Source organism: Phytoactinopolyspora limicola (assembly GCF_011320225.1).
In the GTDB taxonomy this organism is placed as follows: domain Bacteria; phylum Actinomycetota; class Actinomycetes; order Jiangellales; family Jiangellaceae; genus Phytoactinopolyspora; species Phytoactinopolyspora limicola.
On sequence record NZ_JAAOEN010000002.1, the window covers coordinates 667,556 to 680,582 of the forward strand.

7 protein-coding genes are annotated in these 13,027 nt (G+C 68.5%); 2 read left to right on the forward strand and 5 right to left on the reverse strand.

The annotated features are described in order from the left end of the window. Positions 1-34: 34 nt before the first annotated feature. The 3 genes from G8760_RS08780 to G8760_RS08790 all read right to left on the reverse strand — a co-directional run bounded on the left by G8760_RS08780 (position 35) and on the right by G8760_RS08790 (position 7,113). The gene (locus G8760_RS08780) at positions 35-3,349 is read right to left on the reverse strand and encodes an ATP-dependent helicase (RefSeq protein WP_166349815.1); all 3,315 of its coding nucleotides are present in this window, start codon (positions 3,347-3,349) and stop codon (positions 35-37) included. Beyond that, a complete protein-coding gene (locus G8760_RS08785) occupies positions 3,346-6,519 on the reverse strand; it encodes an ATP-dependent helicase (RefSeq protein WP_207782160.1) in 3,174 nt (1,057 codons plus the stop codon). The genes G8760_RS08780 and G8760_RS08785 overlap by 4 nt, the downstream gene beginning before the upstream one ends. A 279-nt stretch (positions 6,520-6,798) precedes the next feature. Beyond that, entirely contained in the window at positions 6,799-7,113 is a 315-nt protein-coding gene (locus tag G8760_RS08790; RefSeq protein WP_166349818.1) for an MGMT family protein, read from the reverse strand. A 281-nt stretch (positions 7,114-7,394) separates the two neighbouring features. On the opposite strand from G8760_RS08790, the gene G8760_RS08795 reads away from it, so the two are divergent. Continuing rightward, positions 7,395-9,809: a lysylphosphatidylglycerol synthase transmembrane domain-containing protein gene (locus G8760_RS08795; RefSeq protein ID WP_166349821.1), complete on the forward strand. Its 2,415-nt coding sequence runs from the start codon at positions 7,395-7,397 to the stop codon at positions 9,807-9,809. A gap of 583 nt (positions 9,810-10,392) precedes the next feature. Here G8760_RS08795 and moeZ read toward each other — a convergent pair. Together moeZ and G8760_RS08805 are read right to left on the reverse strand one after the other, a co-directional pair. After that, a complete protein-coding gene (gene moeZ, locus G8760_RS08800) occupies positions 10,393-11,565 on the reverse strand; it encodes an adenylyltransferase/sulfurtransferase MoeZ (RefSeq protein ID WP_166349824.1) in 1,173 nt (390 codons plus the stop codon). A 121-nt stretch (positions 11,566-11,686) separates the two neighbouring features. Continuing rightward, positions 11,687-12,580 carry an alpha/beta hydrolase gene (locus tag G8760_RS08805; RefSeq protein WP_166349827.1) on the reverse strand — a complete coding sequence of 298 codons (894 nt, stop codon included), beginning with the start codon at positions 12,578-12,580 and terminating at the stop codon, positions 11,687-11,689. A gap of 202 nt (positions 12,581-12,782) precedes the next feature. On the opposite strand from G8760_RS08805, the gene G8760_RS08810 reads away from it, so the two are divergent. Further along, complete coding sequence (locus G8760_RS08810; protein ID WP_166349830.1) at positions 12,783-13,016, forward strand: hypothetical protein; 234 nt, start codon at positions 12,783-12,785, stop codon at positions 13,014-13,016. Positions 13,017-13,027: the final 11 nt, after the last annotated feature.

Here is a 13,027-nt window from a genome sequence, read left to right on the forward strand (position 1 = left end):
GCAAAAGCCGGAAAGATCAACGGTTGTCTTGGCGTCAAGATGCATCCGCGGCCGCCGGCAACTCGCTCACCAGCGACTCCAACTCTTTCGCGCCGAGCAGATCCGCTGGTCGCAACGTGATGTTCGCGCGGACGTAATGGAATGCCGCCCCAACCTGTTCAGTGGCAAGCCCCCGCAGCCGAGCGAAGGCCAACCGGTATGCGGCCAGCTGAACCGTCTGGATGGACTCTTCGGCAGCGTCGCGGGGTGGTCGGCCGGTCTTCCAGTCCACCACCTCGATGCCGCCGTCGGCCGTCTCGAACACCGCGTCCACCCGGCCACGGAGCAGGACACCACCGACCATCAGCTCGAACGGCGCCTCGATCTCCACGGGGGTCCGGTCCGCCCACCCCGAGGCGAGGAAAGCCTCCTGTAGCTCAGCGATCTCGCGGTCCGGTGCAGCGCCCTCGTCGGCCGACCCGGGTAGCTCGTCGATGTCGACCAGCCGCGGTGACCCCCACCGCGATTCGAGCCACGTGTGGAACAACGTCCCCCGCCGAGCCAACGGCGCCGGCGCCCGCGGCACCGGGCGGCGCAGGTCGCGGGCGAGTGCGTCGGGATTCTGGCGCAGCCGCACCAACTGCGACACCGACAGGTGTCCCGGCAGGTCAACCTCGATCCGGCGACCTCGGCGATGGCGATGCCGTTCGGCCAACAGCCGACTGATCTCGTCGTCCCACTCGGTCATGGCCGCAGCCGTCTCGAGGTCGAGATCGGCCGCGGACATCTCTCGCACCAGCGCCGCTCCCTCCTCGACGACGACCCGGCGCTCGCCGAGTGGATCGTATGGCCACCGCCACTCCGGCTGATTCTCGGTGAGCGGGTTGATCTCGCCCGGCTCGTCGGCCCACACCGCCACCTCACCCGCACCACGCTGGCAGGCGTCGCGGATCTCCACGAGAAACGGCGACGGCTCCCGCGGCCGTACCGCGTCGTCCCACCGGTAGCCGCTACACACCAGCAGTGACCGTGCTCGGGTCACGGCGACGTAACCCAACCGACGCTCCTCCAGCCGAGCTGCGTCGGCTGCGGCTACGGTGAACTCGTCGACCGCCTCCTTGACCTCCTTCTGGTCGCCCGCGCCGGCCAGATCCAACTGAGGCAACGCCGCGGCGTCACCGCGAAGCGGGTACGGCAGCTCACCTGGATCGCCCAGCCAGGCCTTCGCCCTCTCGCCACCGGCCGGGAAAACTCCCTCGACCAGGCCCGTGACGAACACCGCGTCCCATTCGAGGCCTTTGGCCCCGTGCACGGTGAGGATCTGCACGCGATCACCCGATACCTCGACCTCTCCGGGGGCAAGGCCGCGCTCCGCCGTCTCAGCCGCCTCCAGATAGGCAAGAAACGCGGGCAAAGTGGCAATCTGTGCGGTGCCCTCGAAGTCGGAAGCGACGTCGAGGAATCGGTCCAGGTTGACCCGGCCGGTGGGACCACGCCGCGCGGCCACCTCAACATCGAGGCCTAGTGTGCGCTCAACGTCGAGCACCAGCTCCGTCAGCGACTGACCAGCCCGGCGACGCAGGCCGCGAAGCTCGTCGGCGAGTTGGGTCAGCCGCTGGTAGCCCACGGCGGAGAACCAACCTGCCTCGGTCCCGGTGGGCAGCGCGTCGAGCGCATCGACGATGCCCAGCTGATCGATCTCGTCGGGCACAACCGCGTCGGCGTCACTGGCCGCACCCGCTACTCCCTCGGCGGCGACGCTGGCCACACCAGCACCCGCACCGGCTCCACCTCCAGCGCCCGCACCCGCACCGGCTCCACCTCCAGCGCCCGGCACGCTCGCCGGACCGGCGGGTCCAGCCGGACCGGCTGGGCCCCCCAGCCGACGCGCCCAGCGGGCCAGCGCCTCCAGGTCGCGCGGCCCCATCCGCCACCGGGCGCCCGTCAGCAGCCGCATCAACGCATCACCGCGACCAGGATCGGAGACCACTCGCAGCGTCGCCACGACGTCACTGACTTCCGGGGTAGCGAGCAAGCCGCCGACCCCGACGACCTCGACCGGCAAACCCGTAGCCCGCAACGCCGTCTCCAGCCGGGTGATCTGGCTGCGGTTGCGCACCAACACCGCGGCGGAGCGGCCCTCCGGCGCGGCATCCCAGAACGCCCGCGCCCGCCGCGCGACGTCGGCGGCTTCGTCCTCGGCGGTGAGGTGCAGCCCGACGGTCACCTGCGCCGCACCTCCGAACGCCGACAGCTCAGGTACCTCCAAACCTTCGGAGCGTAATGGGCCGGACAGGAGATTCGCCACGTCCAGAATCTGTGGGCCGTTGCGAAAGCTGGTGGTCAACGAGTCGAGCCGAGCCGGCTCCCCGTGCTCGGCGCGGAACTGGCTGCGGAACGCGGACAAAGTCCCCGCGCTGGCTCCCCGCCAGCCGTAGATCGACTGGCAGGGGTCGCCGACGGCGGTCACTGGGTGCCCATCACCGAACAGAGCCCGGAGCAGCACCAGCTGGGCGTGGCTGGTGTCTTGGTACTCGTCCAGGAGGATCACCCGATACGCCGCCCGCTCGGTCTGCCTCACCTCGGGGAAGCCGTCGGCGAGCCGAGCGGCCAGTTCGGCTTGGTCGGCGAAGTCGACGACCTCATCGGCCCGCTTACGTGCGCGGAACGCTTCTACCATCGGGACGAGGGCGGCTCGTGCATCCTGAACCCCCAGCACCTTGGTGACGTCGGCGTAGATGTCGGTCTTGGTGCGTTGTCCGTGCGCGCGTGGCCGAGCCTGCACCTCCGCGCGGAGTGTCTCGGCGAACGTGCGGACCTGGTCCGGCTCCACCAGGTGCCCGGCTAGTTCTCCGTGGAGGGCCAGGACTTTACCCACGACGGTGGACGCGGCATACTCCACCGCCTCCATCGGACCGTCATAGGCGTTGACCACCCGTTGCGCGTATTGCCACGCCTCGGCCTCGGTGATCAGCCGCGCACCGGGCTCCCGGCCCAGCCGCAGCGCGTGTTCGGCGACGATCCGCCCGGCGTAGGCGTCGTAGGTGGACACCGCAGGCTCCCCATCAAGCAGGCCAGCGGCGGGATCGATGACCCCGCGGGCGGCGAGCTGACTCAACCGTCGGCGGATCCGGGCGGCCAGCTCACGCGCCGCCTTGCGGGTGAAGGTGAGACCGAGCACCTGTTCCGGCCGGACCAATCCGTTGGCGACCAGCCACACCACGCGCGCGGCCATCGTCTCGGTTTTTCCGGAACCCGCACCAGCGATCACCACCCCCGGTTCCAGCGGCGCGGCGATGGCAGCCGCCTGTTCCGCTGTCGGCGCTGGCTGGCCGAGCCGTTGAGCCAGGTCGGCGGCCGAGAACCTCATGGTGTCACCTGCTGGCCGTCGGGGAAGGCGGGGCACGAAGGCCGTGCGGGGCAGAAACCGCACCACGGACCACGTTGAGCTCGGAAACTCCGCTGCGCCATCCCGGCCGCGGTCTCGTCGAGCAGCTGGTGCGCCCAGGTCGGGTCAGGGGCGTCGGCGAGGGGTGGCTGCCACTGCTCACGTGCCTCCCCTCGCGACGGCTTACCAAGCTGAACCAGGCTGGCCCCGCCGGACCGGGGTGGCGCGGCGTTCGACGAGCCCTCCCGCTGGAACGCACCCGCCTCCGCCGCGACCTGATAGACGGCCAGCTGCGCGTGTTCGCTCACCTCGGCCGCCGTCGGTGCACTCTTTCCGGTTTTGTAGTCGACGACGACGAGCCGGCCTTCGTCGTCTTCGTCCAACCGGTCGACCCGCCCCACCAGCCGGGCCCGGCCGACCCGTACGTCGAAGTCGAGTTCGACCCCGACCAGCCGCCGCGGGTTCGCCTGCAACCACCGGGCCATACGCTGCACCATCTCGCGGACCCGCTGATACTCGCGCGCGGCCACCCATCCTGTCCCGGCATCGATGCCCGGCCACAGCCGGTCCAACTCCACCAGCATGGCCGGCTCCGACCACTGCTGCAGGACGGCCTTTTCGGCCAGGTCATGAACCAGCGAACCGACACCGGCCCGAGACATGTCGGCGTCGGTGGCGCCGCACGCCTTCAACAACCAGCGCAGCTCACAGCGGTTGAACTCCTCCACCTTCGACGGTGAGACCCGGACGGGATCGTCCGGACCAACCAGCGGATCGGCAATCGACAACTCGCGCCCGCCGTACCACTGCTCCGGATCGGCTTGAGCCACCCCCTCGGCCGCCAGCCGGCCGAGTTGTACGGCGGCGGCCCGGCGCCGGGCCGCCGCTTCCGCGGGGTCGCACACCACCCGGCGCAGCTCCGCGGTCAGCGACGCGAGATCCAGCCCGCGGCCAGCACGCTCCACGAGCCGCTCCGCCGGCGCGTCCGATGGCAACGGGTCCAGGTCCTCCAGAAACCGGGACGGCTGCTCGTCCTCGTTCGACACAGCGGTGACGACGAGTCGACGCCGTGCCCGGGTGACCGCGACGTAGAACAGCCGCCGCTCCTCCGCCAGCCGTGCACTCGCCCGGGTCACCGCCGAGGCGTCGCGGTCGGCCACCACGTCGACAAGTTCTTCGGTACCGAGCAGACTGCCTCGCTCACGCAGGTCGGGCCACACCCCTTCCTGCACGCCGGGCACGGCAACGACATCCCACTCCAAACCCTTGGCGGCGTGGGCGGTGAGGATGGTGACGGTCTCGGCGGCATCGTCCCGAGCGCCCCGCGCGGTCAGTGAATCGGACGGAATTTGCTGGCCCCGGATGTGGTCGACGAAGCCGGCCGGGCCGGCGCCGGGCATGCGGTCGACGTACCGGGCGGCGGCGTCGAACAGCGCCACCACCGCATCGAGGTCGCGGTCGGCGCCCTGCCCGGACCGGCCGCCGGACAACGCCGTACGCGCCCACCGGCGGGCCAGATCCGACGCCGACCACACAGCCCACAACACATCTTCGGCCGAAGCGCCGGGCGCGCTCGCCGCGGCTCGACCCACCTCGACCAATCGTGCGATCCGCTCCGCCGGTGCGACGGCGTCGCCGTCCAATGGCACCAGCACCAGAGGCTCCTGAATAGCCTCTACCAACAGCTCCGCTGAAGCACGCCCCCCGCCGGCAGCCAGCTCATGCTGACGCAGTTCCTGCCGCAGCCGCCGCAGCGCCAGCGGGTCCGCACCGCCGAACGGCCCGGTGACCAGATCGAATGCCAGCTCACCAGTGAGCTCCCGGGAGTTCAGGGCGACGTCCACCACAGCGAGCAAGGCACGTACCGCCGGTTGATCGACGAGGGGGATCTCATCCAGCCGGACCGTCGCTGGCACTCCGGCGCCCACCAGCGTCCGCCGCAGCGTCGGGATCGACGACGACGCACGCACCAGCACCGCCATGGACGACCACGGCACGTCGTACATCAAGTGCGCCTCACGCAGCCGCGCCGCGACGAAGGCCGCTTCTTGGCTGGGGCTGCCCAACACATGTACGGACACGTCGGCGGCGGCGTAGGGGTCAGCCGGGCGCAACCGCCGGTGCCCCGGTGGACCGCCGAGTCGGGCCGCGACCCGCCGAGACGCGTCCAGCAACGCCGGACCGCTACGCCGCGACAGCGTCAACGCGAGGACCGTAGCCGGGCTGCCGTCAGCACCCGGAAACCGTTCCGGGAAGCGCCGGATACCCTCGACCTCGGCACCACGGAAGCCGTAGATCGATTGGTCGGGATCACCAACAACGAGCAGGTCCCGTCCGCCGCCAGCCAGCAGTTGGAGCAGCTCCTCTTGCGCCGGATCGGAGTCTTGGTACTCGTCGACCACGACCAGCCGTCTCGCATCGCGCTCCCGCGCCAGCAGCTCCGGATCCTCCCGGAGCAACCCCGCCGCCGACCGGACCAGCTCCGCCTGGTCATACGACGGCGGTGTGCGCAGCGCCGTCACGCCCGCGTACTGGTGGGCGAACGTGGCCGCGGCCAGCCAGTCGTCTCGGCGATGCCCGCGGCCCAGCTCGGCCAGCTCCTCCGGAGCCAGACCACGTTCGGCCGCACGCATGAGCAGATCACGCAGCTCACGGGCGAATCCCCGCGTCAGCAACGCAGCATGGAGCCGCGGGGGCCAGTAATCCGCACCAAGCTGCTCGACGTCGCCACGTAGCAACTCCCGGATCAGAAGGTCCTGCTCGGCGCCCGAGAGCAGCCGGGGGGTGGGCTCACCGTTCTGGACCGCCTCACGACGCAGCAGCCCGAAGGCGTAGGAATGGAAGGTGCGCGCCAACGGCTCACGAACGGTGCGATCCAGCCGTCGAGCGATCCGCTCCCGCAACTCCGTGGCCGCCCGCCGGCTAAATGTGAGAACGAGCACCTGCTCCGGGTCGAGGCCGTCATGCACCACCCGGTGCACCACCGTCTCGACCAGCGTCGTCGTCTTTCCCGTGCCGGGCCCCGCGAGGACGAGCAACGGTCCGCCACGATGCTCCACGACCCGTCGCTGGTCGGCGTCGAGCACGGGAGCGGTGAGCGGCGAACGCTTCGGCCGGACGAGCCGCACGGACGGCTCCGAAGGTGTACGCAAGCGGCGCCCTCCTTAGAGCTTCCGCCAATAGATGCTGGCGGGCTGAGCCGGCGGATGAGCATCGCCTGGCGTCGTTGTCGTCGTCGATCGATGACTCCGCATCGACCTCCTCCTCCGCCTTGCCATACTCGCTCCTCCACTGGCTCAGCTCCACCGATCTATCGGCGGAAGCTCTCACGCGACGTCATGACGTGTTTGCCAAGCGGGCTCCATCTCACCATGCCGGACCGACAACGAACTGTCCCGGCGACACCCTGATGCACTGTGCTTCTTCAACCGTCACGGCCCATCCGGCCGCCAGGCGGCACGTCGCATGTCGACCCGGTCGCCGTCGACCGACATCGGGGTGCCCTCAGCAGCCAGATGGCGCCGTGCGGCAACCTCGTTTCCCGGAGGCAACCGACCGTTCGCCGTCACCACCCGCCACCACGGGACGGCCGCCCCGAACGACGCCATCACGGCACCAACCATCCGCGGCCCGCCGCGCCGCAGCTGGGCGCCGATCACCTCCGCGATCGCGCCGTAAGCCATCGCGCGCCCGGGTGGGATCCGCTCAACGAGGGTGAGCACCGCTTCGACATACTCGTCGTCCATACCTCACAGCTCTCCTCAGATACGTCGTTGACCGGCAAAATGCCTCGTCGGCGGCGGCCGCGCAGGCACCGACCATGGTGCTGCTGTGCCCCACCTGAAACCCGGTGCGGCAGACAGGACCGCCACACTAAGATCTGATGTCCTGCGCAGGAAGTCTGCGACAGGACACTGGCTTCGTCGGAATGTGCGGGTCGCCCCCACCCTGCACGCCGATGACGTGCGACGATCAGAATGGCATGACGAACACGACCGAAACGATACGTGCGCGGGGAGGCTCATCGATGGAGCAGCCCGCGCACGGTGCCGGTCATGATGCCACGGCTGCGCCGCAGCCGCCAGCGCCCCCAGTGCGAGTGGACGAACCGCCGCTGCCCCGCCGCACTCGCCGTCCCCTGGACGGGCTGCGGCTCCTGCTGGTCATCGTCGGCACCACGGCGCTCGTCACCCTCGCCGTCGTCGCCGAGAGCACCCTCACCGCACTCACCGGAGACCTCGCCGAACTCGACCAAGTCATGCCGAGCGGCCCAGTCAACATCGTCGCGTTCGCCGCCGGCCTCGCCGCTCAGGCCCTGCCCCCCATTCTCGTCGTCATCCTGATGATCCGGGGACGGCTGCGAACCACGGCCGAGCTGCTGGTCGCCGCCTTGCTGGCGGCCGTCGTCACCGCCCTGGTGTCCGAATGGCTACTCACCGCGGCGCCGGAACGGTTACACGACTCGTTCGTCCCGTCTCTCCCGGGCACAACCGGCGCGCCCGTACCCACCTTTCCCGCCGTGCTGGTTGCCATCGTCACCGTCGTCGCCCGACTCAACCTCAAACGCATCCGCCAGGTTGCCCTGTTCGCCATCACCGCGAGCTTCGCCGTCGGACTGCTGAGCGGCGAAGTCACCGTCGCCGGTATCCTCGCCGCACTTAGCCTTGGCCGGATCGTCGGCCTGCTGGTACGCCTCGTCAGCGGGCAACCATCGGTGGCACCCACTGGACACAAAGTTGCGGCGGTCCTGGAGAACAACGGGTTCGCGCTGAGCACACTACGCGCGGACTCGGTCGAACAGCACCGCCGCTACGTCGCTGACAGCGATGAGGGCCCGCTGGGTGTCCTCGTCCTCGACCGCGACACCGAAGGCGCCGGGACGATGGCCCGCGTGCTCGACCAGATCCGCACCCGCGAAGAGGTGCGGCCGCGGCAGGCGGTGACCATGCGCACCGCCGTCAATCAGATCACGCTCCAGTCGCTGGCGCTGTCGCGGGCGGGCGTGCGCACCCCCAAACTACGCAAGGTCCTCAAGGTCAACGGCGAGTCCACGGCACTCGTCTTCGACCACGTACCCGGCTCGGCGCTATCCAACCTCACCGCTGACGCCGTCACCGACGACATGCTCCGCGACCTCTGGCGACAGCTGCGCAGGCTCCGCCGCAACCAGGTCGCCCACCGGCGGCTGTCCGGGCGCACCATCCTGATCTCCGAGAAGGGCAAGGTCTGGATCCTGGATCCGTCCGGCGGAGAGGTCGCCGCACCGGACCTCGCCGTCCGAGCCGACCTAGCCCAGGCGCTGGTCGCCACCGCACTGGTGGTCGGTGCCGAACGGACCATCACCACCTCCCTGGAGGTCCTCGGGCCGGCCGTGCTCGGCGGCGCCGTACCGCTGCTACAACAGCTCGCCTTGCCCCGCAGCGTCCGCCGCGAGCTTCGCGGGCGCCGCGCCCTACTGACAGAGCTACGCGACGGCCTGATCAGCCAGATCGGCCGAGACACCGAGCCAGTCCGCCTGGAGCGGTTCAAACCGCTGTCGCTGTTGACCGGTGTGGGGGCGGTCGCGGCGGTGTACCTCGTCGGTACGCAACTGGTGGACGTGTCGTTCGGTGAGTTGTGGGAGCAGACCAACCTGGCCTGGCTAGTGCCGGCCGTGGTGTTCATGTTCTTGAGCTTCGTCGGCGCCGCGTTCGCCATTCTCGGCTTCGTGCCGGAGCGGGTACCGTTCATGCGCACCCTGGGTGCGCAGATCTCCCTGAGCTTCTTGCGGCTAGTGGCACCGTCGACCGTCAGCAATGTCGCCATCAACATCCGGCTCCTCACCAAGGCCGGCGTCACCGGGCCGCTGGCCACCGCGAGCGTGGCGGCCAACCAGGTGGGCAACGTCGCCATCACCATGCCCACCATCGCGGTCCTCGCCGTCGTCTCCGGCAGCTCGGCCGCCGCCGGGCTGGAGCCGTCGCAATCCACGTTGATGATCGTCGCGGGTATCCTGCTGGCCGCCGCCCTGTTGATTCTGATCCCGCCGATCCGTACCCGGCTACGGTCGATGTGGGCGGACTTCGCCGAACGTGGCCTCCCGAGGTTGCTGGACGTGCTGAGCAACCCACGCAAGCTGGCCGTCGCCATCGGCGGGATCGTCCTGCAGGCCGCCTCCCTCGTGATGTGCTTCTACACCTGCCTACGCGCGGTGGGCGGCAGCGCCGACATCGCCGCGCTCGCCGTGGTACAGCTCGTGGGCAACACGTTGGGTATGGCGGTGCCGACGCCGGGCGGGCTGGGCGCGGTCGAAGCTGCGCTGACCGCCGGCGTATCCACCATCGGTGTCAGCACCACCATCGCGGTGCCGGCGGTCCTGCTGTTTCGCATCGTCAGCTTCTGGATGCCGATCATCCCCGGCTGGATCCTCTGGACGCAGATGCAGCGCCGCGGCCTCCTCTAACCCCGTTGTGCACCTGATCTCCATTTGTGCACCTGATCTCCGTTTGTGCACCTGATCGTCGCACCGTCTGCAGAAAGGGCCGTCGCGGCATGGCGAAATAGGTGTCGTGCTGCCCATCCGCGCACTTCGCTACCACCAGATGGCGTTAAGAGTCGGATTCGGGCGTTAACACCATCTGGCGGTAGCGGAGTCCGGAACGGGCAGCACGGTTCTCGCAGTGGGAGGCACGCGTGTTGAGTGTCCGGGGCAACAAGGAGGCTTACTGCGGCCTCCGCCCCGGGCACAAGGACGCTTACTGTCACCAGGGCAACAACAAGGAGGCTTACTACACACGGCAGCGCGCCGTAAGGAAGCTTGTTGCGGCCGGCCGTGCGCGGGCGTCACCACGATGGACGCCCTGGCGATCAGATGCGCTGCTGGACGCCATACGACGGTTTGTGCATCTGATCGCCACGCGTCCCACATCGTGGCGACGATCAGACGCCGCTACCGCACGTCGACACTGGCCGTCGCCACCACCGCGCACCTGATCGTCGCCACGAAAACGATCAGGCGTCAAAACGGAGATCAGGTGCACAAGGGGTTAGTAGGCGGGTTGTGACGGGTCGATCTGGTTGACCCACGCAGCCACGCCACCACCAACGTGCACCGCGTCGGCCAAACCGGCACCCTTGACCACCGCCAGCGCTTCGGCCGAGCGCACACCGGACTTGCAGTGCAGTACTACCTGTTTGTCCTGCGGCAGTTTGCCCAGCGCCTCGCCGGTGAGGAACTCGCCCTTGGGGATGAGGACCGCACCTGGAATCCGGTTGATCTCGTACTCGTTGGGCTCCCGGACATCCACCAGGACGAAGTCTCGTTCGCCCTTCTCCCGCAGGTCCAGCCAGTCTTTCAGCTGCGTCACGGAGATGGTGGAGCCGACCGCGGCCTCGGCGGCTTCGTCGCTGATGGCACCGCAGAACGCCTCGTAGTCGATCAGTTCGGTGATCGGCTCGGCGTTGGGATCCTTGCGGATCTTTAGTTTGGTGTAGCTCATCTCCAGCGCGTCGTACACCATAAGCCGCCCGATCAACGGTTCACCGATGCCGGTGATCAGTTTGATGGCCTCGTTGACCATGATCGAGCCGATGGATGCGCAGAGGACGCCCAGCACGCCGCCCTCGGCGCACGACGGCACCATGCCGGGCGGCGGCGGCTCGGGGTAGAGGTCGCGGTACTGCGGTCCGTGCTTCTCCCAGAAGACACTGACCTGTCCCTCGAACCGGTAGATCGAGCCCCAGACGTAGGGCTTGCCCAGGAGTACGGCGGCGTCGTTGACCATGTACCGGGTGGCGAAGTTGTCCGTGCCGTCGACGATGAGGTCGTAGCCGGCGAAGATGTCGAGGACGTTGTCGTTGTCCAACCGGGTCTCGTGCAGGACGACGTTGACGTAAGGGTTGGCCTCTTTGACCGAGTCGCGCGCGGACTGCGCCTTGGACCGGCCGATGTCGGACTGCCCGTGGATGATCTGGCGCTGCAGGTTGGATTCGTCGACCTCGTCGAACTCGACGATGCCGAGGGTGCCGACTCCGGCGGCGGCCAGGTACAGCAGTGCTGGCGAGCCGAGGCCACCGGCGCCGACGACGAGCACCTTGGCGTTCTTCAGCCGTTTCTGTCCGTCCATCCCGACGTCGGGGATGATCAGGTGCCGCGAATAGCGCCTGACCTCGTCGATGGTCAGCTCAGCGGCAGGCTCTACGAGAGGTGGCAAAGACACGATCGACTCCATCGATATACGTCTCGGTGATCAACCGGGAAAGTTCGGCCTTGTCCTCTGCGCAACAGTGACACAGCCGCACACATTCCCGCGCCAGTGTCCATGTGATGGACATATTGTCTCAATATTCGGACACGTCACGGAGGAACGACCTGATCAGGTCCGCCACCACCCACGGATACTCCATCATCGCCACGTGGCCAGACCGTTCCAGCTTGACCACCCTCGCTCCCGGAAGGGTCTGGCACCAACGACGCGCCGCCCACGCCCCGACGAGAGCGTCCTTATTGCACACCACCACCATCGTCGGACAGAGAACACGCTGTGCGGCCCGCCACGGCGATCGGCGGTGCGGCGCCACGTACTGCGCCACCAGTGAGCGCAGCGCGGTCAGCAGCACCCGCTCGGCGTGCGGTTTGCTGATCCAGCGCATCCTTTCCTGCACGGCGAAGTCGAACTCGTCGGGGTCGACTCCGTCCGGGTCGCCGAACAGCATCGGCGCCAGCCGTCGGATCTGCTCCGGCGTCGGTTCGGTGTTGACCCTGCCCAACATCCACTCGCCCAGCTTGGGTGCGGCGATGACGGCCATCGCCTGAGCGCCCCAGGGCAGCCGGTATTGCGGCATCGCCGGTGAGAGCAGTGTCAGGCTGCGGACCAGGTCCGGACGCGATGACGCCACAAGTACGCTGATCAGTCCACCCATCGAGTTCCCGACGAGGTGAACAGGCTCGTCGAACCGCTCCAGATAGGCGATGACGTCGGCGACGTAGTCAGGCACGGTATGTTCGTCCGACGGCGGAGACTCACCAAATCCCGGCAGGTCAGGTGTCCATTGATCAAGGTCGCCGCGCAGCTCTCGCATCAACGCGGTCCAGTTGGTGGACGAACCGCCCAAGCCGTGCACCATCACCGCATGCGGGAGCCCCGGCCGCGCCGGTTCGGCATGCCGGATGTTGACGAGATGTCCGTTCGAGAGGGTGACCTCGTGGCCGGGCCACCGGGTGATCACAGCCACGTCAACGATGGTATTCGCTCGCGGCGTTCGGCCACCCACCGGCAGGTCCAGCCGTCGAACTTTTCCCCGCCGTCGCCTCGACAACCCTGGGCGCCGACCGCCACGATCGCGCTCAACCCCGCCGATTCGGGGTAGCTTCAAGATGAGAAGGGTGTATCAAAGCTGTCTTTGGGCAACCCGTCAACGCACGCAGGAGGTATAGATGACCGAGTACGATGGCCCCACCGAGCGCGTTGAGAAGCCCGCGGCCGACGCGTTCGAGCAGAGCCGCCCCGTCGACAACGCCGACGCCGGGGCCGGTCGCACCGAGGCCGATCCTGAGGAGCCCGACCTCACGCCGGTCGAGCTGCCCAGAACCCTTCCCAGCGACGTCGATCCCGCCGACGCTTACGAGCAGACCAGGATCGTCGAGTACGACGAGGACGACTACCGATAGGATCCCTCGGA

Bases quoted from the DNA above. Each gene is read 5' to 3' on its own strand.
- G8760_RS08780 (WP_166349815.1), bottom strand. From the start codon at position 3,349: ATGAGGTTCTCGGCCGCCGACCTGGCTCAACGGCTCGGCCAGCCAGCG.
- G8760_RS08790 (WP_166349818.1), bottom strand. From the start codon at position 7,113: ATGGACGACGAGTATGTCGAAGCGGTGCTCACCCTCGTTGAGCGGATC.
- G8760_RS08795 (WP_166349821.1), top strand. From the start codon at position 7,395: ATGGAGCAGCCCGCGCACGGTGCCGGTCATGATGCCACGGCTGCGCCG.
- G8760_RS08810 (WP_166349830.1), top strand. From the start codon at position 12,783: ATGACCGAGTACGATGGCCCCACCGAGCGCGTTGAGAAGCCCGCGGCC.